The sequence below is a fragment of the Bacillus cereus group sp. BfR-BA-01347 genome, from assembly GCF_022663835.1.
Taxonomy (GTDB): Bacteria; Bacillota; Bacilli; order Bacillales; family Bacillaceae_G; genus Bacillus_A; species Bacillus_A thuringiensis_K.
Genome location: NZ_JAKUGG010000004.1, coordinates 307,364 through 332,632, shown reverse-complemented (window position 1 = coordinate 332,632; position 25,269 = coordinate 307,364). Strand labels below are relative to the sequence as shown.

The following is a 25,269-nucleotide window of genomic DNA, read 5'->3' as shown; positions in this document are numbered from 1 at the left end:
GTACATTAATCTTCCTTTAATGTTTGTTCAGTAATATAAAGGCAAGGATAAGGTGCACATGTAAAGGGAGGAAAACAGAATGCGAAAATGGATGCTGATTGGAGCGATATCTTGTGTATTGTTAACAGCTTGTTCTACTCAAGCTGATAACAATACAGAAGTGCAACAACTGAAAGTGGAAAATGATAAATTACAAAAAGAAGTTGCTCAACTACAACAAGAACCAAACAAAATAGGGCCCGCTACGAATGATACGAAGCAAACACAAGATTTCAAAAACGAAGTCACATCTATTGTAGAAAAGGCCAATAACACGAAACCAGTTGGAGCAAAAGAAGAAAAATTAAATACGTACTTAGCAGTAAAAAAAGAAATTGACCAATTGGATGACAAGATAGATCTATCTGATAATCGGCTAGAAGCAGATTATCACGCTGGAACGATAACGATTGAACAATATAAAGCGCAAGAAAAAGAATACGATATACTGGAAGATCAATTAGAACAAGCAGAAAAGGCACTTGAAGCAAGATTTGGAATAGAGGATTAATCAATAAGGAGTGGATGAAAATGTTAAAACATAAAAAGAAAATAATTATAAGTGTAATTGCTATTTTAGTAAGTGGTATTGCTATTATTGGTGGATATTATGGTATGGGTTACAATTATGCAAAAAAGAATGAAAACTACACAGAGAAACAAGTTCGTGAAATTTCTTTAGCTCATACAAATGGAGAAATTATTAATGTGAAAAAAGAATTTGAATTAGAAGATGACAACTTAGCACAATCAAAATTTGAATATGAAGTGGAAATTAAGACACCTAATAATCTGTTAAGTATTTTAAAGGTTAGTGCTAGAACGGGTACAATAGAAATCGATAATGAAGATTGAAAAAATATCGACAAATAAAATATTACGTACTTGATTTTTGTTATCGATAGCGAAGAAAAAGACGGTTCCCTAATTTTACAAGGGAATCGTCTTTTTTTTGTTCTATGGATCTATGCATTTTTTATACTTTCCTATCCTGGTGCGGTTTTAGGGTTCTTGTCTGTTATTGGATTAACTGAAAAACTGTATAAAACCTTGTATACCCTTAGTGTGGTTTTTTCCGAAATACTGGCGGTACCCCGTCGCTATCAATCTAAGCTCATACAACGTCAATTATATTAGGGGGTGTTTCAGTTCTCGTTTTATCTTTTTACAATGATGAATATGAAATAATGACTTCCACTTATAAGAATGTGAAGAAGTGTTGATGCCAGTTGGAACTGTGGTAAAGGTTGAGGGAGGCATCCAAGGAAATATGAGAGATGTGCATGATGATTTGGCGCAGGGTTATGAATCCAACTTCTATGAAATTGTGGGATTATATAAGCATTTATTATCCTGGAGATTTTAAAATAAAATCTACCTAATTATAGAAGTGATTTGAACGTAAGGAAATTGTAAGAAATGCATAAGAAAAAAGAAATTTTTATTGTGTAGGATACAAATATAGAGAAGCGTAAAAGAGGGAGGGTAAATAGGATACATTTATACGAAAAACAAACTAGTAATAAGAGCATTCTATTGGTGGCAATTACTGAAAGAACAGAATACTCACTACAGTTCCTACAGGAAAGGGAAGAATCAATGGATATGGTCTAGGAATCTATGAAATTATATTTCCTAACGGTGTCCCGATATGGGAACATACAGATGTTATTCTAGGATTTGATACTTTTGCTGGAGGGGCATATGTTGACGGCAATTTGAACAGTATGGGTAGAGCCGAGAATACTGGGCTTTTTAAAAGTATTTTACTTGTTGAATATAGACAGTAGGGATAAAGCCAGAATAGTAGTTTATGTGATGTTTGTAATTGAACAAATAAAAGATGAAATCGATCATTTATCTAAGGAGGAATTTTTCTTATGGAAAATAAATTATCTGGAGTGTTAGCCGCTACCTTAGCTCTAACGATGAGTCTACCAACAGGAGCGATAGCGTCTTCTAGCAGTAAGACTCCGGTTGTATCTAGCCAAGAAGTTGCTAGCAAAGATTTGGAGAAGATTGCTGCAGAGAACGCTGCACTGCTCACGAAGTCCTATGAGACGACTAGTGTACAGTATGCGCTGATTGATAATGGTAAACTTATTTTGTCGGGTCAGACAGGTAAGAACGACATAGAAGGGAAAGAGCCACTAACTAAAGATACTCTATACGGAATTGGTTCAACCAGTAAAGTATATACAGCTGCGGCTGTTATGAAACTGGTAGACGAAGGAAAAGTTGATTTGGATGCTCCTGTTGCCCGCTATATTCCTGATTTCAAAATGAAAGATAAACGATATAAGCGTATTACACCGCGTATGCTGTTGAATCACTCCTCGGGTTTGCAAGGTTCGACGTTCAATAATGCATTTTTATTTAAAGATAATGATGCTTATGCCCATGATATCTTGTTGCAACAATTGTCCAACCAAAACTTGAAGGCAGACCCTGGTGCGTTCTCAGTATACTGTAATGACGGTTTTACACTGGCTGAGATCTTGGTAGAAAGAGTCAGCGGTATGAGTTTTACTGAATTTCTACATCAAAAGTTTACAGAGCCATTAAAACTGAATCATACGATAACATCGCAAGACAAATGGGAAGACGAAAAGCGGGCTGGACTGTATTCTCCGACATACCAGGGACAGCTACCAAGTGAAATGGTGAATCTAATTGGTACGGGAGGAATCTCTTCTACTGCAGAAGATGTGGTGCGATTCTCACAAATATTTATGGGACAGGGGAAAGAAATTCTCTCTAATAAAGCAGTCAAGGCGATGGAACAAGAAGAATATAAAAAAGGAATGTGGCCGGAAGATAGCGGAAATGTGTTCAACTATGGACTTGGCTGGGATAGTGTGAAACTATACCCATTCAGTGAATATGGGATAAAAGCGTTGACTAAGGGTGGGGATACGATACTGCAACATGCTACATTGGTCGTGCTTCCAGAACAGAAGATGGCAGCAGCTGTATTGTCCTCCGGCGGCAGCAGCATGACAAATCAACTGTTGGCAAATAAATTACTGCTAGCTAGGCTTAAAGAGAAAGGGACAATTAAGGATATAAAGCCAGATAAATCCTTCGGCAAGCCCGACAAGGCCAAAGTGCCTCAAGACGTGGTAAAAAAAGCAGGATTTTATGGAAATAGCTATAGCCATTTCAAAATAGAAATTACGAAGAAGGGAGAACTGTTTTTACCAACTAAACCGGAAGAAAAATATGTATATACGGCGGATGGAAGCTTTATAAATGAGAAGGGTACTTCCAAGCTTAACTTCGTCACAGAGAAGAATGGAAAAGTTTATTTGAGAGAGAGCACATATGAATTATCACCGGGATTGGGGCAAAATGTGCTGACTCACTATTTAGCCCAGAAATTAGAAAACAATGTGTTACCGAAGAAAACAGCTGCTGCATGGGCGAAGCGCGAGGGTGGCAAGTTCTATCTCGTTAACGAAAAATTTAATTCTATGAACTATCTAGGACAACTAATGCCTCTTAACACACAAATTACGATCAAGGATGGATATTGGGACGGCAAAAAAATTACAGGTCCGAATACGGCGACGCATCAAATTCAAATTCCTGTGATGAATGGGCGGGATACAAAGGAAGCCCATTTCTATACAGAGGATGGTACTGAATATATGGAGATGTCCAGCTTTTTATACGTCAGTGAATCTAACGTAAAACCCCTTGATACAGGTCAATTATCGAAAGTTACATTGCAAAAAAATGGGCATGCGAAATGGTTTACGGTCCCGCAAGAGGCAGCAGGGAAAACGATGAATGTGGAGTTGTCATCAGGAAGTTCATTCGCGGTGTATGATGAGAATGGAGTATGCGTTAATTTTACCGTCGTTAGTGATAATAACAAAGTGAAACTACCAGAAAACGGAACGGTTGTATTTGCTGGCGCACCGAACTCCGAATTTACAGTCGCATTGAACTAGCTACAACTCGGGATAGACTTCAATAAAACAGTGCGACATGGAAAAGATATTTTATTTGTATCTTAAGTATTACCTTAAATGATATTACACTTAAATTCTTACCTTAATAGCAATGGGATAGGACCACATGCCTATCAGCCTAAGAAAATAAATCAACCCCATGTCCATCAAGCTAGTAAAAAAAATACCCCAAAAATAGTAAAATTGACATCCCCAGAGTAAAAATGTAAAAAATTATTGTTTAGGGGCAGCGTAAAACATTAGTTTGATAGCGATATGGCGCTACTCATAAAAAAGAAATAGGAGAGAATATCCTATTTCTTTTTATTAATATAATAAAATGTAATGGATAGATCCAAAGTAATGATAATAATTAGAAGTAACAAGTGTATAAGTGCATCAGTTTTTCCGTTTAGTAAAGACTTTACAAAGAAATCCCATTCTGTTTCATAGGGAGGTTCTACCCAATTTCGTTGCAGACCTAATACCATTCCATTTATAAAATAGACAATACTTAATAGAATCCTTCCAACAAATAAGGCAGCTGTTTTTATATTCCAATCCTTTATCTTGATGACATAAAGGATTGGAAATAGTATCAGTATCCAAAAAACAAGAATAAAGACTGTATTTCCCATTCTCTCCTCCTAACAAAATGATTGTATTTTTAATCTTGGTAAATTCTTAGGTTGGAGGTATGTTTCATTGTTACTGGTTAAAAACAAGGACCGTAATTCCGGCTCCTTTTCTATTCCGCAAAATAAAGGTTTGCTTTATCTCTCGGTTTCAAAAAACTCAATCCATTCTCCATCAGGACCAGCGAAGAATAAGTAACGTGTTCCATCTGGTAATGTTTCGATTTCTTCTCCTAGTAAAAAGGTTACTTTATGTTTCTGTATTCTTTCGATTTCATTCTCTAATGAATCTACTTTAAAGCAAATGTGATGTACTTTTCCTTCTGCCGGAAGAGAAGAGTTATAACCTTCAATGAGTTCTAGTATCGTTTCCTTTGATTCTTCCACACCTAAAAAAGCGAGTTTTAAGTCTGGATTCGGGTGTCCCATACGTTTAATGAGCTGTAAGCCAACTACTTCTTCATAAAATGAAATAGATGTTTCTAAGTTTGCGACCATAAGTCCGACGTGTTCAATTCTTCTAACTGACATGTAGATTCCTTCTTTCTGAAAATTATATACAATATATTATTGAAAATTAAGAAAATAAGCAAGATAAAAACCTTACAAATTTTAGCGTGTTATATGGTATAGTGAGAAAGTATGTTTGGGGAGAAGGAAGGAGATTATACGATGAATACACCTACTCAAACTCCTTCATTATCGGAAACGATGAAAGAGTGGCATTATGCATTAGCGTATGAAATTAAGCATTGGAAAACGATAGGTGGTAGTAAAATTTCTATCATGAACGGTCGTTTTTTATATACAGATTATGAAAGTACAGTATATGTATTTCAGCTTATTTCGGAAGTAAGTTTACCGGAAGGTTCACCAATTCGAATTGAGTTCGATGGTGAGGAAGCGACAGGAGAAGTATTATCTGTACATGGATTAGAAATAGAATTGAAATTAAATGATTATATACAAGGTGAAATACGAGAAGCTGTTTTATACAGTGAACCGTGGCAATTGTTAGAGCAACTGCAAGAGCGATTGAAAGAAGCGCGTAAAGATAAGTTAAAACGTAATCGTATAAAGCGTCTTGTTGACGGGACGAGTAGTCCGAAGCATATTGAGAAGATGAAAAATCCGAAAAATGAATTGGCGTATCGTTCATTTTACAATCCGACAACGTACGTGTGGGGACCGCCTGGAACAGGGAAGTCTTACAATTTATCACGTATTATTTCGGCACATTATCAAAAAGGAAAATCGGTACTTGTATTAGCTCATAGTAATGCGGCAGTAGACGTATTAATGAGTGAAGTCACGAAGCAAATTGAGAAGAAAAAGAAATGGACACCTGGCGAAATTGTTCGTTACGGTTATAGCCAACATGAACATATACGAAATCATGAAACGTTACTTGCGTCGAAGTTAGTTGAAACGACGAACGGATCTTGGGGAGAAGAAAGACTCTATTTAGAGGAAACACGACAAGATCTTCGAGAAAAGATTTTATCATATAAAGCGACTTCTGCTGATAAGAAGCGTATACAAGAGATTGAAAGTGATCTTCGAAAGCAAAAAGCAAAAATTAAAGAAGTAGAAAAAGAATACATTGAAAATGCGAAAGTAATCGGCGCGACTTTATCGAAATGTGCCATTGATTCACTGATTTATGAGCGTACATTTGATTTAGTTGTCGTAGATGAAGTGAGTATGGCATATGTTCCGCAAATCGCATTAGCTGCTTCACTTGGAAAACGTATCGTCGTTTGTGGCGACTTTTTACAATTACCTCCAATTGCGATGGCGAACCATGAACTTGTTCGCAAATGGCTCGGGGAAGATATGTTTTACCATGCTGGGATTGTTGAGTCTGTTAATAAATCAGAAGCACATCCGAACCTATTTATGTTGCAGGAACAAAGACGTATGCATGCGGATATATCGAAGTTTACAAATTCGTTTATTTATAAAAATAGAGTATACGATCATCCGTCTGTTTCAGAGCGTAAAGAACTTGCGCAATTGCAGCCGTTCGCAAATGAGGCGAGTGTTTTATTCGATACGAGCTTAATGGGAGCCTTTTCTTTAAAAGACGCTGCATCTGGTTCACGTTTTAACATTATGTCTGGTTTAGTAGCAATGCAAATGATGTTAATCGGATTGTTAGATGGTGTTCAATCGATTGGTGTTGTGACACCTTACAGGGCGCAGTCACGCTTTTTATCGACGTGTATTAGAGAAATGTTGCAGAGAACGAAATATCAAAACATACCAGTATTAGCGGCAACAGTTCATAAGTTCCAAGGTTCTGAAAGAGATATGATGATCTTTGATACGGTTGACAGTTATCCGCAAGAACGACCTGGCGTATTATTCTTTGATCACAAAAACCATCGCCTCGTCAATGTAGCAGTGACAAGGGCGAGAGGGAAGTTCATTCAATTATCAGATTGCCATTATATGCGTAAAAACCTTTCGAGAAAACAAGCATTATCACAATTAACAGCTCATATAGAACGTCACGGAGATGTGTATGATCGCACGACATCAAGACAATTGTGGGAACGGAAAATTTCGAAACGTTTACGCTGGTTTATGGGAATGAATCTTGAAGAGCCGAAAGGGTTATTAAAAGATATTTTAGCCGCAAAACGAAAAATTATTATTTCACTTCCAAGTACAAAACAAGTGGATAAGCGAGTATGGCAAGCGTTAATGCGTACAAATGCGCAAATAACAGTGTATAGTGATGGACCAGTTCCACTGAAAAATGTAAAGTTACAAAGACAAAATAAAGCATTCCCATTCTTAGTAATTGATGATGAAATCTTCTGGACAGGTGCACCGCTTACATCTCAAATGATGTTTGAAGGTAGTACGGAATTTCCGTACGTATGTGCAAGACTGCAAGCACCAGAAACAATTGGTGTATTAAAAGGATTTTTAGATATTCGGTAAATTCGGATAGGAATTCCTTGACTTTTAATCGGAATGAACTTAGAATGAATGTAATTTAATATAATTTTATGAAAATTCTTATCACGAGAGGTTGAGGGACTGGCCCTATGACACCTCGGCAGCGGATTCGTTATGAATACTGTGCCAATTCCAGCAAGGTAACTTGAAAGATAAGAAAGAAGCTCATTTTGACTGTATATACAGAAGCCTCTTTCTATCTTTTAGAAAGAGGCTTTTTTATGTGAAAATAAAAGGAGGAAGAACAATGGGAGCGACAGGAGTAGCGTCACAAAGAAAAACAATTAAAGAGAGTATCGAAAGAAATAAGGAAAAGTACATAGACACAAGTCATGATATTCATGCGAATCCGGAGATTGGTAACCAAGAGTTCTACGCATCGAGAACGTTAAGTTTATTGCTAGGGAGCGCAGGGTTTCAGTTGCAGCACAATATAGCTGGACATGAAACAGGATTTATCGCGCGAAAAAGTTCAGGAAAACAAGGACCAGTTATCGCATTTTTAGCTGAGTATGATGCTTTACCAGGACTCGGTCATGCGTGTGGTCACAATTTAATTGGCACAATTAGCGTTGCGGCAGCGATCGCATTATCAGAAACGCTTGAAGAAATTGGCGGGGAAGTTGTCGTGTTTGGAACACCAGCTGAAGAAGGAGGGCCAAACGGTAGTGCGAAAGCGAGTTATGTAAAAGCTGGTTTATTTAAAGACATTGATGCGGCACTTATGATTCATCCGAGCGGAAAAACAGCGACAACAAGCCCTTCACTAGCAGTCGATCCACTTGATTTTCATTTTTACGGAAAAACAGCTCACGCCGCAGCTTCACCAGAAGAAGGAATTAACGCATTAGATGCGGTTATTCAGCTCTATAACGGTATTAACGCACTTCGCCAACAACTTCCGTCAGATGTGAAAATTCATGGCGTTATTACAGAAGGCGGAAAAGCACCTAACATTATTCCTGACTACGCCTCAGCAAGGTTCTTCATCCGTGCAGCAACGCGAAAAAGATGCGCGGAAGTAACAGAAAAAGTAAGAAACATTGCTGAGGGAGCAGCGTTAGCAACAGGTGCAAAAGTAAAAATCCATCAATTCCAAAATGAAATCGATGAATTACTCGTAACAAAAACATATAACGATATCGTAGCGGAAGAACTAGAACTATTAGGTGAAGATGTAAACCGTAAAGAAAGAGTAGGGATCGGTTCAACCGACGCAGGAAACGTAAGTCAAGTCGTACCGACAATTCATCCGTACATTAAAATCGGACCAGATGATTTAATTGCACATACGAATGAATTTAGAGAAGCAGCACGTTCAGAACTTGGAGATAAAGCATTAATTACATCGGCAAAAGCATTAGCAAATACGGCGTATCGATTAATTACGGAAGAAGGGTTGTTAGAGAAGGTGAAGGAGGAGTTTAGAGAGGCACAGAGGAATCAGGGGTAAGGCGCTTTTTCGAATATAAATCTAATTCATATGCAGAAATAATAGAAAAGAACATTGAAAAATCAATGTTCTTTTCTATTTATGAATCATTTATTTCTTTAGTGATATCTTGAATCTGGTCTAGTCTAGTTTAATAGTAACGGTGATCTGTGAGTTCGAATTGCATTAAAGGATAATAACTAGAGAATGTGTTGTAATTAAAATTTATATTTCTATATTAATTTGTAAAATAAATTCACTTTATGTTATTATATTTCCCTTGGACTGACAGTTTATAGAATGTATAGTGAATATTTGAAAAGTTAAAATAGGGGATGTATTACGTTGAAATGGTTATCTTGGGACAGAAATTTAAAAACTAGATTGATTGGCGAAACTATGTTCAATACATTGTTTTGGATGTATTTTCCGTTTATGGCAATATACTATAGCGATGCTTTTGGTAAAGCAATTGGCGGAATTTTAATGGCAATTATACCTCTTGTAGGCATAATAGGTAATTTGTTAGGTGGATATTTAGCTGATCGATTAGGGCGTCGACCTGTCATGCTATTAGGCACAATCATACAAGTAGCAATGTTTGCAGTTTTTGCTTTATCTCATTCACATTGGATTAATTATTTAGCCTATATCGGTATTGGAATTAGCGGGGCAATATACAGTCCAGCAAGTTCTGCAATGATAGCTGATATAGTGCCAGAAAAGGATAGAAGGGTGGTCTTTGCCACTTTTGTTACAGCAAATAATATTGGTGCTGTATTTGGACCAGTGTTAGGTTCATTTTTCTTCTTTCATTATCGAAGTGAATTGTTATGGACTTGTACAATTGTTACATTTATTTATTTTATAGCAATCTATTTCATAATTAGAGAAACGCTTCCCGAAGCTTCTAAAAATGATGGAGATAACAATCCAATATCAAAAATCTTTAAAGAACAATGGAATAATTATATGAAAATTTTTAGTGATAAAATTTTCTCTCTTTACATATTTGCGGGAGTTTTGATTATGATAGCTTTCATGCAGCTAGATCTTTATCTTGCATTATATGTAAAGGAATTTGTACCAACTCAATCTCTTTTCTCATGGAGTACTGGTTCATTCTCTTTGAGTAATACTGAAATTTTCGGATGGATGATGGGGTTAAATGGCATTTTGTTTGTTTTATGTTCTTTACCTGTTGCAAAATATTTTGAGAATTGGAGCGACCGAAACGTTTTAATTGTCTCTAATATATTATTTGGAATGGGTATGTTTTTAATAGGGTTAACAACGAATATATGGCTACTATTTGGCTTTATGGCAATATTAACTATTGGGGAATTGATTCGTTCGCCAGTTGTACATAGTTTTGTCAGTAGATATGCACCTGAAAATTCTAGAGGACAGTATATGGCAGCATCTAATTTACAATTTACCATTGGGCGTTTTATTGCACCAATAATGATTGTATTTTCTACATGGCTATCTCCAATTGTTGTGTTCGGAATTATATTACTTTGTACCCTTGTTAGTGCAGTTTTCTATGTGAAAGTATTTCGTATGATTTCAAATACAAACATACATAATTCTACAAAATAGCCCTGTTATGCAGGGCATTTTGTAATTTGATAACTTAAAAGTTCTGTTAAGGGAAAGAAGAGAAGAATATATTAATCAAAAAAAATTGATTAATTAGTTGCATAAAGAGCTAAACTACATATATACTATAAACATCAAAAAAATTTGATGAAGGGAGAGGGGACTAAAATGGCACAAGATTTTCAGCTCTATGAGAAAAAATTTAAAGCATTAGCGGATCAAAAGCGTTTAGAGATTATGTATGAACTTTGCCAGCGAGGCCAGACTTGTGTATGTGATTTAGCAGAGATTTTTGAAATGACGCAATCTAAGTTGTCCTATCATTTAAAGATTTTATTAGATGCAGGTTTAATTGTAAAAGAAACAAAAGGTACGTGGAGTTATTATGATTTAAATGATGCGGAAGTAAATAATTTATTATCAGAAGAATTGTGCTGCATTTTTAGAAAAACAGGCAAAGGTAGTTGCTGTTAAAATTTTGTAGTATTAATCAAAAAAAATTGATTAATAACATATAAAGAGGAGGAATAAGCTATGAGATATGTTCATGTTGGTATAAATGTTACGGATTTAGAGAAGTCTATCGAATTCTACGAAAAGGTATTTGGTATGTCACCAGTTAAGGTGAAAGTAGATTATGCAAAATTTTTATTAGAGACGCCAGGACTTAATTTTACACTGAACGTAAGAGATGAAGTGAAGGGAAATCAAGTAAATCATTTCGGTTTCCAAGTGGATACAGCTGAAGAAATTATGTTACATAAAGAAAGGTTAGAAAAAGAAGGTTTCTTTGCACGTGATGAGATGGATACAACTTGTTGCTATGCGGTTCAAGATAAGTTTTGGGTAACGGATCCTGATGGGAACGAGTGGGAATTCTTTTATACAAAAGCACAGAGTGATGTTCACAAAATAGAAGAGTCATCTTGTTGCACGACTTCTAACGTAGTAGAACAAAATTCTTGTTGTTAATAGGAGATGGAAAATAAAATGAAACGTTTATCTTTTCTAGATCGATATTTAACACTATGGATTTTTCTAGCTATGGCTGTTGGGATTGGTTTAGGGTATGTATTTCCTAGTGTAGTAGACGGACTAAATACATTACAAGTTGGAACGACGTCTATCCCGCTTGCTGTTGGTTTAATTGTCATGATGTATCCACCATTAGCAAAGGTTCGTTACGAGGAAATGGGCCGAGTATTTAAAGATGTAAAAGTATTGGTTTTATCTTTAGTACAAAACTGGATTATCGGACCTGTACTTATGTTTGTTTTAGCAATTATTTTTCTTCCTGATAAGCCAGAATATATGGTTGGTCTCATTATGATTGGGTTAGCACGTTGTATTGCGATGGTCATTGTTTGGAACGATCTTGCAGATGGGGATAAAGAGTATGCAGCAGGTTTAGTGGCTTTTAACTCAGTATTCCAAATGCTATTCTTCTCCGTTTATGCATACGTGTTTGTAACAGTCATTCCAGAATGGTTAGGAATTGAAGGGGCTATTGTCGATATTACAATGGTAGAAGTAGCGAAATCCGTGTTTATCTATTTGGGAATTCCTTTTATAGCAGGTATGTTGACGCGATTTGTACTCGTTAAGTTAAAAGGTAGACAGTGGTATGAAAAGGTATTTATACCGAAGATTAGTCCACTTACATTACTTGCATTACTATTTACAATCATCGTTATGTTCTCTTTAAAAGGGGAAATGATTGTTAGCGTACCATTAGATGTAGTAAGAATAGCGATTCCGTTATTAATCTATTTTATTGTAATGTTTTTTGTTTCTTTCTTTATGGGAAGAAAAATTGGTGCAAACTATCCGGTGACGACAACGTTAGCATTTACAGCAGGTAGTAATAACTTTGAGTTAGCGATTGCTGTAGCAGTTGGTGTGTTTGGTATTCATTCGGGCGCAGCATTTGCAGCTGTTATCGGGCCGTTAGTGGAAGTACCTGTAATGATTGCACTTGTAAACGTCGCTTTTTGGTTTAAGCGTAAATATTTTAATGATCAACCAGTATAATTTAAAAACAAAGGTGGAAAACAACATGGAAAACAAAAAGACAATCTATTTCTTATGCACAGGAAATTCATGCCGAAGCCAAATGGCAGAAGCGTGGGGCAAACAATATTTAGGTGATAAGTGGAATGTATATTCTGCAGGAATTGAAGCACATGGAGTAAATCCAAACGCAATTAAAGCAATGAATGAAGTAAATATTGATATAACAAATCAAACTTCGGATATGATTGATATAAATATTTTAAATAATGCTGATTTAGTCGTTACCCTTTGTAGTCATGCAGATTCTGTTTGTCCTTCGACACCTCCCCACGTAAATCGTGTTCACTGGGGATTTGATGACCCAGCAGGAAAAGAATGGTCTGAATTTCAACGTGTTCGCGATGAAATTGGAGAACGTATAAAGAGATTTTCTGATACAGGGGAGTAAATAAAGGAAAGAGCCAATCTTCTATTTTATAGGGATTGGCTCTTTTTTTATTGTACATAGTTATGACTGCATTGGTTCGCATAAATTACCGAAAAGCAGAGGATATTCTGTTGGGTTTATAAAGTTAGAAATATATTTAATCATGTAGGTGTTCATAAATAATAAAGTCATATAAAAGATAATAAAGTTGTTTAGAATTAGAGGTGGTATGATGAATAATCACACTACCTTTCCTTTGTTAAGTATAATTAAATGAAAGGATTTTTGGATATATAAATAAAGGGTAGTATATTAGCGCAAGGGGGAGAATGATGGATAAGTTGTTACAAGAAATTATAAATTGGTTAAAGATGAGAGATGAACAAATTGTTATCGGTATTTCAGGACATGGTGCAGCTGGAAAAACAACGTTTACTAATAGACTCGTAAAGCTACTAAATCAAAATGAAGTAAATTATATTAATACAGATCCTTACATTGTTAGTTCAGATATCCGCAAGCATGCAGTGATTCACTATACATATCAAAATGAAAATCATCGTTATAAAATGACAGCTTGTCATCCAGCGGCGCACCATTTGGCAGCTTTAGAAAGAGATATTCATATGGTTAGAGCGGGGCTAGATTTTTATACGATAGATACGCATTATATGAAAAGTAAGTTGATTTCTTCGGAAAATAAAGTAACGATTGTGGAAGGAATGAGCGCCGCATTTATTAATCCTGATTTATTTGATTTGAAAATTTATTTTTATACAGATGGCGAAACGGAACTAATGAGAAGATCAAGCCGGGATATAGCTGAAAGGGGAGCCGATATAAATTATTTAAGGCAGTCTCATGAAGAACGCCGGATTCAATATGAAGTATTTATGCATTCGTATAGTCAGCGTTTTGATATCATTATCAAAACCTCTGATGAAACAATATGTTTAGAAAAAAATACATTTGAGTTTTATAAAGTTTAAATGAAAATCCTCAATTTGTTAATTGCATTATGACGCTTCATTTTTCTTATTTAGTACTTGTATTAAACAAATGTATTATTTAATCAATAATACATTCACTATGAAATAACTAGATTTTTAAAAAGATTTAGTAGCCTTCTTTCATCTACATATATAGAAGGCTATTGTAATTTTGGCGGCAAAATTACATAACTTTATTATTACTCCACAGTAGGATAGAATTCTTTATTTGAATACATTAGGTGTATCTTAAAAATCCTCACTTTAAAAGGTTTTTATTCGGAAGTACAAGAATGAATTTTTGCATGAAAGGGGAATAGGGTGAAACGCATAATAAGAAATGTAGTAATAAATTATTTTAAAGAAATTCATCCACTAATAGTGGAAGCAGAATTACATAAGAACAGTTGGCATACAGATTTACATTATAAAATCATCGTAAATGGAGACCGGTATTCCGCACGGTTTATGAATAGCGATCGAACAACTAATCCAGCTTTTGGGACATTATCAAATGAACAATTGAAAGAGCAAGTACGATTTACGTATTATTTACGAGAGCATGGAATCCCATTTATGCAGATTAAGGAGAATCGGGCGGGAGGGTCATTTACATTTGTTACTTGGAATGATGAACAGTACCGGTTTGTATTGTCTACTTGGATTGAAGGGGAGCATATTACTCATTGTACAGAAACAATGGCAGAGATTTTTGGAAAGGAAGCAAGAAATATACATGATATTTCTAGTACATTTCAAAACTCGACTTTTCAAAAGAAATCGCATTTAGATGGATATGGTGAGTTTATAAAGCTATTAGAAAATAAAGGTGGTACATGTAAGGAATTGCGGGGGTATATAGAGCTCGCTAAGTGTCATATAGAATGTGCATATACGAATAATTTGGAGTTTATTGTACAAACCGATTTAAATCCTTTGAATGTTTTATGGGGATCAAGTCAAAAGGTAAAAGGAATTGTGGATTTTGAATCTATTAGTTATGTTGACCGCGTTGAAGGGTTAGCCTTTTTAATAAAGTGGTATTCCCGGACAGAAGGAATGGAGTCACATGTAGTATGTCCGAAAGTTGCTAGAGCATTTTTAGAAGGGTATGGAGCTAATAACATTTTAACTTTAAATGAGTATGAAAGACTTTCTTCGTTGCTATGGTTATCAGGTAGTTTAAATTGGAACTTTGTTAAAAAGACGATGAACCTAATGGGTGACGAGAGTGCATTAGTAGAACATTTGAGAGTTTATAAAGGAAGAGGAGAAAGACTGTCGTCATTGTTAATTGGTAGATAACATTTATTATTCTAATTTTGGATGCGAAAAAGAAAGCATATGGGGTGTTCAAAAAATGAAAATACAAATTGTATTGTTTGATGGTTTTGGAGAACTTGTCTCCTTTGCACCTTTTGAAGTATTGAAAAGAGCGATAGAAGAAGGGGCTCCATTTACGGTTGAACTCGTATCAAGTGTACAGAAACAAGAAGTTACTACTTCATTTGGAATTACGGTGAAACTACATGATTTTTTACGAATGGATAATCGCCCAGATTTATTAATTGTACCTGGTGGTGGCTGGAATCATAAAGCAGAGCATGGGGCACGAAAGCAAGCAGAGCTTGGAACACTGACAGAAACGATTAGAGAGATGCATAATGAAGGAACGATTGTTGCGGGAGTTTGTACTGGAGGTATGTTACTAGCTGCATCCGGTATATTAAATGATAAAAAGGCGACAATGCATCATTTGGCGCAGAGTGAAATGAGTGAATATGGAGCAGAGTTTCTTCCTTACAGAATTGTAGATCAAGGCGATATTATTACTGTAAGAGGAGTTACTTCAGGAATTGATTTAGCTCTTTGGGTTATCGAAAAGTTCGCAAGTCCTAAAATTGCAGCCGCTGTTGAATATAGAATGGAATATGAGCGGCGAGGTGTTGTTTGGAAGTAATTTAATTATATTTTTTGCTGCAGAGCGTATCAAATATTGTAAAAGAGAAAGAGTCAACTCATACGAGTAGGTTCTTTCATTTATATACTATATTGCTTATTTTTCACAGTAATATCTTTTTCAAAAAATCATAAAATAGATAATATATTTTGTTCCACATTGATAATTATTTTCATTATATATTTATAAATTAGTAAAATTTAGTTTACAAATTTGCGTACAACTTATATAATTTGACTCATATAAAAAAGTTTCCTTAAGGAAACTTAAACGTGGATTTACATTCGCTTTATATTTTTTTGCTTAAAAGTTGCCTTTACGCAAAATAATTATATATACGAAAAAAAGAAAGGGGAATGCATAAAAAATGGATGAGGCTATAATTGTTAAAGATTTGTTTGTATCGTATCAAGGGAATCAAGTAGTTCAAAATGTCTCCTTCGATATTGAGAAAGGGAAGCTCGTTGGAATTATTGGTCCAAATGGAGCGGGGAAATCTACTTTAATGAAAGCTGTATTAGATTTAATTCCAAATGATAAGGGATATGTCCAAATCCTTGGAGAGGATATTCGAAGCATTAGAAAGAGTGTTGCATATGTACCGCAAAGAAGTGATATAGATTGGGACTTTCCGATTACAGTTTTAGATGTCGTGCTAATTGGAACGTATCCATCTTTAGGTATGATGAAAAGACCGAAGAAAGAGCATTGGGATTGGGCGTTTGATTGCTTAAAAAAAGTCGGAATGGAAGAGTTTAAAAATCGCCAAATCGGTGAGCTGTCAGGTGGACAACAACAACGTGTCTTTTTGGCGAGAGCTTTAGCGCAAAAGGCGGAAATATTCTTCTTAGATGAGCCGTTTGTCGGAATTGATGTAACAAGTGAAGAGACAATCATTAAAATTCTTAGGGAACTACGTAAAGAAGGAAAAACGATTGTCGTTGTCCATCATGATTTAAGTAAAGCAGAATCGTATTTTGATAAATTACTATTAATGAATAAAAGCTTAATTCATTACGGAGAAGTACGCCAAGTATTAGAACCAACTGTTATGTCAAAAGCGTATGTGAATCAAGGAATATTGTTTAATAATGCAGCGGAGGTACATTCATCATGAAGATTGTAGAATTTATAGATGCATTAACGCAGTATAGTTTTCTGCAGAAGGCGTTATTAACTTCCGTTATGGTAGGCGTTATTTGCGGCGTAATTGGCTGTTTTATTATTTTACGAGGTATGGCATTAATGGGTGATGCCATTTCACATGCTGTTCTTCCAGGAGTAGCGCTTTCTTATATGATTGGAATGAACTATTTTATAGGAGCGGTTTTAACAGGTGTTATTACTGCAGTAGGAATCGGATTTGTAAGTCAAAATAGTCGTATTAAACATGATATGGCGATAGGAATTATGTTTACATCTGTTTTCGCTGTAGGGATTATTTTAATTACCTTTATGAAGAGTAGTTCTGATTTGTATCATATTTTATTCGGGAATGTCTTATCCGTTCGTTCTTCTGATATGTGGATGACACTGATTATTGGAGTGGTCATTATTGGTCTTGTAATGTTGTTTTACAAAGAATTACTCGTATCCACGTTTGATCCAACGATGGCGCAAAGCTATGGATTACCGAATAAATGGATTCATTATGGCTTAATGATTCTCCTTACAATGGTTACAGTAGCTTCACTTCAAACTGTTGGAATTATTCTAGTTGTTGCCATGCTTATTACACCAGCGGCTACAGCGTATTTATTAACAAATCGTTTATGGGTCATGATTTATTTAGCGGCAGGAATTGGTGCACTTTCATCTGTAGTAGGGCTGTATTTTAGTTTCTCGTATAATCTTGCTTCAGGTGCAACAATCGTTCTCGTTGCAACATTCTTGTTCGCGCTGGCATTCTTTTTCTCACCGTCACAAGGTTTGTTTTGGAGAGCTATTAAAATTAGAAAAAATAGAGCAGAGTTGTCATAATTGATTGGAGGATAATGATGAAATTAAAAAATATTTTATTATCGGTAATTTGTATTTTCGTATTTGCGTTAACAGCGTGTTCTAGTAACACAAATGGGAAAGAAGAGGGTAGTGGAAAATTAAAAGTTGTAACAACATACTCCATTATATACGATATGGTGAAGCAAATTGGTGGAGATAAAGTTGAGATTCATAGTCTTGTTCCAATTGGAGCTAATCCACATGAATATGATCCACTACCGAAAGATGTTATGAAAATGACAGATGCAGATATGGTGTTTTACAATGGGCTAAACTTAGAAGAGGGCGGAGCATGGTTTAAAAAACTATTAAAAACGGCAAATAAATCAGAGAAAGATGCACCGGTTTATAAAGTAAGTGAAGGTGTAGAAGCTATTTATTTAGAAACAAAAGGATTAGAAAAAGAACCAGACCCACATGCTTGGATGAATATTAAAAATGGTATTGTATACGCTGAAAATGTGAAGAAAGCATTAATTAAAGAAGATCCTAAAAATAAAGAGTTCTATACTAAAAATGCGGATAAGTATGTAGCAGAACTTCAAAAATTACATGATGAGACAGTAAACAGAATTCATCAAATCCCTGAAGAAAAACGTTTCTTAATTTCTAGTGAAGGTGCTTTTAAATATTTTGGAAAAGCATATGGCATTAAGACGGGATACATTTGGGAAATCAACTCAGAAAATCAAGGTACACCAGATCAAATTCGAGATGTTGTAAGTTTAATTCAAACAAACAAAGTGCCAGCTTTATTTGTTGAAACAAGTGTAGATCGACGTAGTATGGAAACTGTTTCAAAAGAAACAAACGTACCAATTGCAGGGACAATTTTTACAGACTCACTAGGTAAATTAGGTGAGGATGGAGATACTTACTTAAAAATGATGAAATGGAATATAGATACCATTATTAATGGGCTAAAAAAGTAGGATCTATCTGTTTTTCAATGTAGCGTAACTATTGAATTTTTATAAAATAAGAGATGAAAGAGCTAGCTCATATGAGTTGGCTCTTTTATTTATCCCAATATTTGCGGGCGGATAAGATCCCCTCCTTAAAAATTCAGCGAATGGGAGGGAGGGCTGCCCGTAAAATCCCAATGAATATGTACTAATAATCAGTGGGGGTGACAAAACTTCTAATAATTAAAGTTTCATTTTATAATTTTTACTTTATTAAAAGTAGATTTGTTAGAAAGGATAATCATTTATTGATATAATGAATGGATGCGAAGCAGGAAATAGATAGAAAGATACTGCTAGTAATTTATACTAAAAATGTAGGGAGATTGAACAGAGTTATGGGGAATGAAAAAGAAATTAGTTCCGCTAAATTAATATGGAAGATGACGCGCCCACATACATTAACGGCGACGTTTTCACCTGTAATTTTAGGGACAGTGGCATCACTTTATGTTGCCGAAATTGATTGGCTTTTATTTATTGCGATGATGCTTGCATGTTTAGCGCTGCAAATAGCAACGAACTTATTTAATGAGTACTATGATTTTAAACGTGGACTAGACACTGCTGAATCCGTTGGCATCGGTGGCGGAATTGTCCGTCATGGATTGAAACCAAAAAATGTGTTAACAGTTGCGCTTTTATTATATGTAGTAGCAGCTTTTATTGGCATTTATATTTGTATGAATAGCAGCTGGTGGTTAGTTGTCATTGGTTTAATTGGGATGGCAGTTGGCTATTTATATACAGGCGGTCCATTACCAATTGCGTACACCCCGTTTGGAGAATTAGTTTCTGGATTGTTAATGGGGACATGTTTTGTACTCATTGCTTTCTTTATTCAAACGAATACTGTAACGATTGAAAGTGTATTGATTTCCATTCCAATTGGAATTTTAGTAGGTGCAATCAATATGTCGAATAACATCCGAGATATCGAAGAAGATATTAAAGGTGGAAGAAAGACATTAGTAATCCTCCTTGGGAGAGAGAAAGCTGTAGTAACACTAGCGGTAGCCTTTTTCATTGCGTATTTATGGATTGCCGTAATTGTATTAATGGGTTATATAAGCCCTTGGGCATTAGTTATGTTCCTAGGTTTGAGAAAGCCAATTTCTGCGATTCAAAGTTTCCAAAAAGGAGCAAAGGATCCTGGGTATATGCGCATGGCAATGAAATCAACAGCGATGACAAATACGATTTTTGGCTTCTTATTATCAGCAGGATTATTAATTAGTTATTTGTTTTAAATGAAAAATATTGTTAAATAGCTTAACCCCAATTTCTCAATTTTAATATAGAGAGATTGGGGTTTTTATTTTGACTTTGTTTAATGTTAAAAACAGTTTTATTTGAAATGAAAATACCAATAAATTGCAACTTCATCATTTTCAATATCCAAACCTTTATAAACAAGAAAATCAAACCCACCAATTACAAATCCACATTTTTCATAAAATTTACATGCTGTGACATTATTATTTTGCGTTTCAAGCATGATACCTGGCATATTGCCTTTTTTTGCCCACTGCTTTGCTTGATCAACTAATCTTTTACCAACTCCGAGTGAACGATATTTTTTATCCACTGTTATATCTTCTATGTAAGCATAGTGGTTCCAATTCTTTTTCAATACTATTAATCCGATGATTTGGTTATGTAACAGTGCTATGTAAATTACTTGATTAGGTTTATTTATATATTCATTGTAAGCCAGTTCTTCATTATCATCTTGATTTTGTAAATAACTTTTTTCATAACTCGGAACGTCTTCTACTGTATATTCTATACGTCTATTTACTTTGGAAAGAGAAAGAATTAACCGAGCATTTACTATAAAACTGTCATCGATCTTCGGGAAATTGTCTAAATCATTTTTTTCTAACTCTCTAATTAAAAGATTCATCGGAGCACCTCCACATAATAATATTTCTTCTAGTTCTTTATTTGATTCAAATTAATTCCAATTACAAAATTATAATAGAATTTCAATAGTATGGCTAACTCAGTATTTTATCTTTATAACAGCATGCTATTATCTTGATATAAAAATTTTGTTTAGAAAGAGTAGTATTTTTTATTTTGGATGTATATCCAGTTTTCAAATTTAACTGTATTAGAGAAAACAATATTTTTCTAAAGAGTGGATGCAATAAGTTATTCTTTAACTAATTTCGACATTATCTGCATTTTATCTTCACCTTCCTCTATTAATCTACTTATTGTAAATATCAACTGGAGTTAATGCTTAGCTGTATAAATAATGAATATGAAAATTAGTAGGGAAAGGATCGAAACATAATGAAAGAATCACAAAATAAGAAAAAAACAAATGTAGGAACTAAGGCAATACTATCTCTAGGAGTTGTTTTAGCAACGACCTTTTTCACGTTCTTTTTAATAGGAAAATGGAACTCTATTCCAGCGAAAGGAGTAGCTAATGAAAGTATTAAGCTAGCTAATACGCAACAACAAAAAAAGAAAGAGGACACATCACTGGCAAAACAGAAAAGACCTGATGGAAAACCGGTAGGAAAGGTTGTGTATTTAACATTCGATGACGGTCCTAGTGAATTAACTGGGAAATTTTTAGATGTACTAAAAGAACAAAATGTTGCCTCGACATTTTTTATGCAAGGTAGCAATTTACAAAATACAGGTTTTCAGGAAAATGTAAAAAGAGCGGTAAAAGAAGGACATTATATTGGTGCTCATAGTATGACACATAATAGTGATAAGCTATACAAAAAGGGACAATTTGTACCGGAGATGAAAGAAACGTTAGCTCTGATCCATAATATTACGGGTACAACTCCTAAACTAGTTCGTCCGCCATATGGATCTGCACCGGGATTAAAGGGTGAGGAAATTCGTAATCAAATTGTAGAAGCAGCAATAAAAGTTTGGGATTGGACAATAGATTCAAATGATTGGAAACTAAAAGGTAACCCACAGCAAATTATAGAAAATGTAAAGCGTACAACAACAGAAGATGTGGAAGTAGTTCTAATGCATGAAAAACCACAGACATTACAAGCGCTTCCGGAAATTATTAAATTTTATAAGGAAAAAGGGTATGAATTCGGGGTATACAATGAAGCGGATCATTTTCAACTAAATTTCCAGAAAGATCAACGTCTATAGTATCAAATAAATAAATTAAGAGCATGTTCTGATTCATCTTTCTTCAGGACATGCTTTTTTTGCTTGTTTCTATAACCTCATTATTACCAATTTAACAAAGCATCAGTTACAAGTTACTTTATGGATACCTCATTTTAAAATAACTAACTTATAGAAAAAATTGAATAATTTTCATGTGTAAGGAGATTTTAAGAAGGATATAGAGGAGATATTTTCCTTTTGTTTTCTAGATAAATGATTACTTACCCAAAACATTATAGTGGAACGGTTTCTAAAGCGTTTCTGTCAAGAAATCCTAACACTAAAGTTCAAGTATAAAAACATAAACCATTCGATAAATGGGGTAGTATGATGAAAAAACTTAGTAGAAAGCGTTTGAGAAAAGATATTCAGGAACTTGAGAGTGCAAGTATGCTACTCCAAAATGATCAAGAGTGCGAACTCAAGCAGAGTGTATCTGCGAATGAAGAAGTTTTGAGACAAGTTTTTGAAAATTGTTCCGATATTGTTTTTCGTCCAATAATCATAGATAGTCAAAATAAAATTCTTTTTATTTATATAGATGGATTAATTGACACTAAAGTTGTGGAACAAGTTGTTTTGAAACCAATGATGTTCGAAGGTCTGCCTAGTGGAGTAAAGAGTGTGGATTCGGTAGGAGAAATTATACAAAATCAGCTAATTGCGGTTTCTCAAGTAAAGACAATTTCAAAAGTTCGTGAGGTTATAGAAGCGGTATTGAAAGCGAATATCGTTATTTTAACAGAAAGAGAGAGTCAAGCTCTAGTCGCTGATTTAAAAGGTTTTGAAAAACGAGGTATTGAAGAGCTGACGGCCGAGATCTCTGTTCGTGGCCCTCGGGACGGGTTTACGGAAACGATAAGGGTCAATACGAGCCTGATTCGCCGAAGAATTCGAAGCCAAAAACTAAAAATGGAACCTTATTCGATTGGGGAATTGTCACAGACAGATGTGGTAATTGCCTATATTGAGGGCATTGCACCTGATTTGGTTTTGGATGAAGTTCGCCAAAGGGTAAAGCGAATTCAAATTGATGGAGTGTTGGAGTCAGCTTTCATTGAAGAGTTTATTGAGGACCAACCCTTTTCGCCCTTTCCACAAATTCAAAATACTGAGCGGCCAGATGCGGTTTGTGCAAGTTTATTAGAGGGGAAAGTCGCTATTTTAGTCGATAACACACCTTTCGTTTTGATTGTTCCTATGACATTTTGGACAGGTCTGCAAGCAGCGGAGGATTATTATGAACGCTCCATCTACACAACTTTTGTTCGATGGATACGTTTAATATTAATTAATATTTCATTATTTCTTCCCTCTCTCTATGTTGCTATTACAACCTTTCATCCTAAATTAATTCCGACAAATTTGCTTATTAGTATTGCAGCTGCGAGAGAAGGCATTCCTTTCCCGGCTGTCATAGAAGCGCTAATGATGGAGTTTTTATTTGAAGGTTTGAGGGAAGCGGGGGTTCGGTTACCAAAACCTGTTGGATCCGCAGTTAGTATTGTCGGAGCACTTGTTATCGGGCAAGCTGCTGTGCAAGCAGGTATTATTTCGGCACCTTTGGTCATTGTTGTGGCGACGACCGGTATTGCGTCATTTGCGTTCCCACGCTACAACTTAGGAACGGCTTACCGGATGTTACGCTTTCCTATGCTGTTATTGGCAGGAATGCTCGGGCTATACGGTGTTGCAATAAGTACCCTTGCGATTTTGATTCATTTAACTAACATTCGTTCTTTTGGCATTCCGTATTTAAGTCCAGTTGCACCTCAGACTCCTCGTGATTTAAAGGATGTTTTTCTCCGAACACCTCGTTGGAATATGACCCACCGCCCAATAATGGTATCTGGTGAAGAGAAAGTCCGTTTTCCAGGTGGACAAAAGCCAGATGAGAAACGGGGAGGGGAAACAGAATGAGCCTGCACAAGGCACTCTGTATGATACTGGTCATTTCTTTATGCTTCTTGACGGGATGTTGGGATCGGACAGAATTAAATGATTTGGCAATAGAATTAGGATGGGGACTTGATCAAGCGAAGAACAATAAGATTGAAATTAGTGCTCAGTTTATTATTCCATCAAAAATGGGAATGGGACAGAGCGGAAGAAGTAATGCAGGAAAAGCGTTTTTTACAGAATCGGGAACGGGAAAGGATACACATGAAGCTATACAAATGATGCAAACAAAAATGTCGAGAGAAATTTTTCGAGGGCACCAGCGTGTAATATTGATTGGAGAAAAAATGGCTAAAAGTGGTCTTGCTCCAGTTTTAGATGCATATAGCCGCGATCCTGATATTCGATTACGAGTAGGTGTGTTCGTCATAAAAGGGAATACTGCAAAAGATTTTCTGAAAGCATCCATCCCTTTAGAGTCTATTCCGGCACTTGGGGCACTTAAAGAGCATATGCAAATAGAGGCAGCGGGAGATATGTCTTTGTTAAATTTTCTTATTGCTGGTACGAGTGATGGAATCACCCCGATTTTGCCCGTTATTAAACTAAATGTGTCTCCTAAAAAAGGTAAAACCGTGGTCAAAGGGTTTCAAATTGTAGGCGGTGCTATATTTAACAACGATTTCAAATTGGTAGGATACTTGAACATGCAGGAATGGTTAACTACTCTTTGGATAGTGAATCGTTTAAGTAAACAGACAGTTACAGCAACGGCCTCTAAAGGAAATGGTAGTGCAAGTTTATATATGACAAAGATCAATAGAAAAATCATACCTACTATACAAGGGGACACAATTAAGTGTGACATTGTTTTTTCTGGTGAAGGAACAATTCAGGAGAACAATACGAATTTAGATCTTTCGAAGCCAAAAAATCTTACTCTTTTAGAACATGTATTGGAAAAACAGTCCGATAAGGAAGCTCTCCAAACTATTAAAAAGGTTCAAAAACAATACGGAACCGATATCTTTGGATTTGGAGAAGCCATTCATCAAAAATATCCATCCGAATGGAAAGGGTTAAAAAAGAATTGGAGTAAACAATTTCGAAAAGTGGAGGTTTCTGTTCATACAAAGCTTACTATTCGGCGAGTAGGACTGACTGGACCACCGTTGCAGTTGAAGAAAAATGAAATGAAAAAATAAGGAGGAATATA

The 25,269-nt window shown here is 35.4% G+C and carries 23 protein-coding genes and 1 riboswitch; of the genes, 20 read left to right on the top strand and 3 right to left on the bottom strand.

The features are described from left to right. Positions 1–79: 79 nt before the first annotated feature. The 3 genes from MR143_RS09855 to MR143_RS09845 all read left to right on the top strand — a co-directional run bounded on the left by MR143_RS09855 (position 80) and on the right by MR143_RS09845 (position 3,995). Positions 80–550: a SadB/YajI family lipoprotein gene (locus tag MR143_RS09855; RefSeq protein WP_001233661.1), complete on the top strand. Its 471-nt coding sequence runs from the start codon at positions 80–82 to the stop codon at positions 548–550. 20 nt (positions 551–570) lie between these two features. Next, positions 571–894, top strand: coding sequence for a PepSY domain-containing protein (locus MR143_RS09850; protein ID WP_000912127.1), 324 nt, complete (start codon positions 571–573; stop codon positions 892–894). Between the two features lie 1,025 nt (positions 895–1,919). Further along, positions 1,920–3,995 (top strand): serine hydrolase domain-containing protein, encoded by a 2,076-nt coding sequence (locus MR143_RS09845; RefSeq protein ID WP_000428441.1) that lies wholly within the window; start codon positions 1,920–1,922, stop codon positions 3,993–3,995. A 314-nt stretch (positions 3,996–4,309) separates the two neighbouring features. On the opposite strand, the gene MR143_RS09840 is transcribed toward MR143_RS09845, so the two are convergent. Together MR143_RS09840 and MR143_RS09835 are read right to left on the bottom strand one after the other, a co-directional pair. Then, on the bottom strand, positions 4,310–4,633 hold the full coding sequence (locus MR143_RS09840) for a hypothetical protein (RefSeq protein WP_242280725.1): 324 nt from the start codon (positions 4,631–4,633) through the stop codon (positions 4,310–4,312). Positions 4,634–4,768: 135 nt separating this feature from the next. Continuing rightward, the gene (locus tag MR143_RS09835) at positions 4,769–5,161 is read right to left on the bottom strand and encodes a VOC family protein (protein ID WP_000116338.1); all 393 of its coding nucleotides are present in this window, start codon (positions 5,159–5,161) and stop codon (positions 4,769–4,771) included. 111 nt (positions 5,162–5,272) lie between these two features. Between MR143_RS09835 and MR143_RS09830 the strand changes: the two genes are divergently transcribed. The 14 genes from MR143_RS09830 (at position 5,273) to menA (ending at position 20,239) form a co-directional block, all read left to right on the top strand. Beyond that, complete coding sequence (locus MR143_RS09830; protein WP_002181394.1) at positions 5,273–7,582, top strand: AAA domain-containing protein; 2,310 nt, start codon at positions 5,273–5,275, stop codon at positions 7,580–7,582. 75 nt (positions 7,583–7,657) lie between these two features. Beyond that, positions 7,658–7,759, top strand: a riboswitch (SAM riboswitch). An 88-nt stretch (positions 7,760–7,847) separates the two neighbouring features. Then, a complete protein-coding gene (locus MR143_RS09825; RefSeq protein WP_000501360.1) occupies positions 7,848–9,053 on the top strand; it encodes a M20 family metallopeptidase in 1,206 nt (401 codons plus the stop codon). A 324-nt stretch (positions 9,054–9,377) separates the two neighbouring features. After that, positions 9,378–10,634 carry an MDR family MFS transporter gene (locus tag MR143_RS09820; RefSeq protein ID WP_000871752.1) on the top strand — a complete coding sequence of 419 codons (1,257 nt, stop codon included), beginning with the start codon at positions 9,378–9,380 and terminating at the stop codon, positions 10,632–10,634. A gap of 168 nt (positions 10,635–10,802) precedes the next feature. Further along, positions 10,803–11,108, top strand: coding sequence for an arsenical resistance operon transcriptional regulator ArsR (gene arsR / locus MR143_RS09815; RefSeq protein WP_000046013.1), 306 nt, complete (start codon positions 10,803–10,805; stop codon positions 11,106–11,108). Between the two features lie 60 nt (positions 11,109–11,168). Next, complete coding sequence (locus tag MR143_RS09810; RefSeq protein ID WP_001270989.1) at positions 11,169–11,606, top strand: ArsI/CadI family heavy metal resistance metalloenzyme; 438 nt, start codon at positions 11,169–11,171, stop codon at positions 11,604–11,606. A gap of 18 nt (positions 11,607–11,624) precedes the next feature. After that, on the top strand, positions 11,625–12,665 hold the full coding sequence (gene arsB, locus MR143_RS09805) for an ACR3 family arsenite efflux transporter (RefSeq protein ID WP_000826587.1): 1,041 nt from the start codon (positions 11,625–11,627) through the stop codon (positions 12,663–12,665). 25 nt (positions 12,666–12,690) lie between these two features. Further along, complete coding sequence (gene arsC, locus MR143_RS09800; protein WP_000428359.1) at positions 12,691–13,095, top strand: arsenate reductase (thioredoxin); 405 nt, start codon at positions 12,691–12,693, stop codon at positions 13,093–13,095. Positions 13,096–13,406: 311 nt separating this feature from the next. Then, complete coding sequence (locus tag MR143_RS09795) at positions 13,407–14,063, top strand: uridine kinase family protein (RefSeq protein ID WP_000359528.1); 657 nt, start codon at positions 13,407–13,409, stop codon at positions 14,061–14,063. A 321-nt stretch (positions 14,064–14,384) separates the two neighbouring features. Further along, positions 14,385–15,368 carry a phosphotransferase enzyme family protein gene (locus tag MR143_RS09790; protein ID WP_000821333.1) on the top strand — a complete coding sequence of 328 codons (984 nt, stop codon included), beginning with the start codon at positions 14,385–14,387 and terminating at the stop codon, positions 15,366–15,368. A 55-nt stretch (positions 15,369–15,423) separates the two neighbouring features. Next, on the top strand, positions 15,424–16,023 hold the full coding sequence (locus tag MR143_RS09785) for a DJ-1/PfpI family protein (RefSeq protein ID WP_033673062.1): 600 nt from the start codon (positions 15,424–15,426) through the stop codon (positions 16,021–16,023). A 367-nt stretch (positions 16,024–16,390) separates the two neighbouring features. Then, on the top strand, positions 16,391–17,140 hold the full coding sequence (locus MR143_RS09780; protein WP_000343001.1) for a metal ABC transporter ATP-binding protein: 750 nt from the start codon (positions 16,391–16,393) through the stop codon (positions 17,138–17,140). Further along, positions 17,137–18,003 (top strand): metal ABC transporter permease, encoded by an 867-nt coding sequence (locus tag MR143_RS09775; RefSeq protein ID WP_000706185.1) that lies wholly within the window; start codon positions 17,137–17,139, stop codon positions 18,001–18,003. The genes MR143_RS09780 and MR143_RS09775 overlap by 4 nt, the downstream gene beginning before the upstream one ends. Before the next feature lie 17 nt (positions 18,004–18,020). Continuing rightward, positions 18,021–18,956 (top strand): manganese ABC transporter substrate-binding protein/adhesin MntA, encoded by a 936-nt coding sequence (mntA, locus tag MR143_RS09770; protein ID WP_000769183.1) that lies wholly within the window; start codon positions 18,021–18,023, stop codon positions 18,954–18,956. Positions 18,957–19,327: 371 nt separating this feature from the next. Beyond that, positions 19,328–20,239, top strand: a complete 912-nt coding sequence (menA, locus tag MR143_RS09765) for a 1,4-dihydroxy-2-naphthoate polyprenyltransferase (protein ID WP_000526084.1) — start codon at positions 19,328–19,330, stop codon at positions 20,237–20,239. A gap of 98 nt (positions 20,240–20,337) precedes the next feature. On the opposite strand, the gene satA is transcribed toward menA, so the two are convergent. Next, positions 20,338–20,895 (bottom strand): streptothricin N-acetyltransferase SatA, encoded by a 558-nt coding sequence (satA, locus tag MR143_RS09760; RefSeq protein ID WP_001050463.1) that lies wholly within the window; start codon positions 20,893–20,895, stop codon positions 20,338–20,340. A gap of 395 nt (positions 20,896–21,290) precedes the next feature. Here satA and MR143_RS09755 point away from each other — a divergent pair, with 395 nt between their 5' ends. The 3 genes from MR143_RS09755 to MR143_RS09745 all read left to right on the top strand — a co-directional run bounded on the left by MR143_RS09755 (position 21,291) and on the right by MR143_RS09745 (position 25,258). Further along, positions 21,291–22,133: a polysaccharide deacetylase family protein gene (locus tag MR143_RS09755; RefSeq protein WP_000665155.1), complete on the top strand. Its 843-nt coding sequence runs from the start codon at positions 21,291–21,293 to the stop codon at positions 22,131–22,133. 348 nt (positions 22,134–22,481) lie between these two features. Continuing rightward, a complete protein-coding gene (locus MR143_RS09750; RefSeq protein WP_242280724.1) occupies positions 22,482–24,074 on the top strand; it encodes a spore germination protein in 1,593 nt (530 codons plus the stop codon). Then, complete coding sequence (locus MR143_RS09745; RefSeq protein WP_000052108.1) at positions 24,071–25,258, top strand: Ger(x)C family spore germination protein; 1,188 nt, start codon at positions 24,071–24,073, stop codon at positions 25,256–25,258. The genes MR143_RS09750 and MR143_RS09745 overlap by 4 nt, the downstream gene beginning before the upstream one ends. Positions 25,259–25,269: the final 11 nt, after the last annotated feature.

Bases quoted from the DNA above. Each gene is read 5' to 3' on its own strand.
- MR143_RS09855 (WP_001233661.1), top strand. From the start codon at position 80: ATGCGAAAATGGATGCTGATTGGAGCGATATCTTGTGTATTGTTAACA.
- MR143_RS09850 (WP_000912127.1), top strand. From the start codon at position 571: ATGTTAAAACATAAAAAGAAAATAATTATAAGTGTAATTGCTATTTTA.
- MR143_RS09845 (WP_000428441.1), top strand. From the start codon at position 1,920: ATGGAAAATAAATTATCTGGAGTGTTAGCCGCTACCTTAGCTCTAACG.
- MR143_RS09840 (WP_242280725.1), bottom strand. From the start codon at position 4,633: ATGGGAAATACAGTCTTTATTCTTGTTTTTTGGATACTGATACTATTT.
- MR143_RS09835 (WP_000116338.1), bottom strand. From the start codon at position 5,161: ATGTCAGTTAGAAGAATTGAACACGTCGGACTTATGGTCGCAAACTTA.
- MR143_RS09830 (WP_002181394.1), top strand. From the start codon at position 5,273: ATGTTTGGGGAGAAGGAAGGAGATTATACGATGAATACACCTACTCAA.
- MR143_RS09825 (WP_000501360.1), top strand. From the start codon at position 7,848: ATGGGAGCGACAGGAGTAGCGTCACAAAGAAAAACAATTAAAGAGAGT.
- arsR (WP_000046013.1), top strand. From the start codon at position 10,803: ATGGCACAAGATTTTCAGCTCTATGAGAAAAAATTTAAAGCATTAGCG.
- MR143_RS09810 (WP_001270989.1), top strand. From the start codon at position 11,169: ATGAGATATGTTCATGTTGGTATAAATGTTACGGATTTAGAGAAGTCT.
- arsB (WP_000826587.1), top strand. From the start codon at position 11,625: ATGAAACGTTTATCTTTTCTAGATCGATATTTAACACTATGGATTTTT.
- arsC (WP_000428359.1), top strand. From the start codon at position 12,691: ATGGAAAACAAAAAGACAATCTATTTCTTATGCACAGGAAATTCATGC.
- MR143_RS09795 (WP_000359528.1), top strand. From the start codon at position 13,407: ATGGATAAGTTGTTACAAGAAATTATAAATTGGTTAAAGATGAGAGAT.
- MR143_RS09785 (WP_033673062.1), top strand. From the start codon at position 15,424: ATGAAAATACAAATTGTATTGTTTGATGGTTTTGGAGAACTTGTCTCC.
- MR143_RS09780 (WP_000343001.1), top strand. From the start codon at position 16,391: ATGGATGAGGCTATAATTGTTAAAGATTTGTTTGTATCGTATCAAGGG.
- MR143_RS09775 (WP_000706185.1), top strand. From the start codon at position 17,137: ATGAAGATTGTAGAATTTATAGATGCATTAACGCAGTATAGTTTTCTG.
- mntA (WP_000769183.1), top strand. From the start codon at position 18,021: ATGAAATTAAAAAATATTTTATTATCGGTAATTTGTATTTTCGTATTT.
- menA (WP_000526084.1), top strand. From the start codon at position 19,328: ATGGGGAATGAAAAAGAAATTAGTTCCGCTAAATTAATATGGAAGATG.
- satA (WP_001050463.1), bottom strand. From the start codon at position 20,895: ATGAATCTTTTAATTAGAGAGTTAGAAAAAAATGATTTAGACAATTTC.
- MR143_RS09755 (WP_000665155.1), top strand. From the start codon at position 21,291: ATGAAAGAATCACAAAATAAGAAAAAAACAAATGTAGGAACTAAGGCA.
- MR143_RS09750 (WP_242280724.1), top strand. From the start codon at position 22,482: ATGATGAAAAAACTTAGTAGAAAGCGTTTGAGAAAAGATATTCAGGAA.
- MR143_RS09745 (WP_000052108.1), top strand. From the start codon at position 24,071: ATGAGCCTGCACAAGGCACTCTGTATGATACTGGTCATTTCTTTATGC.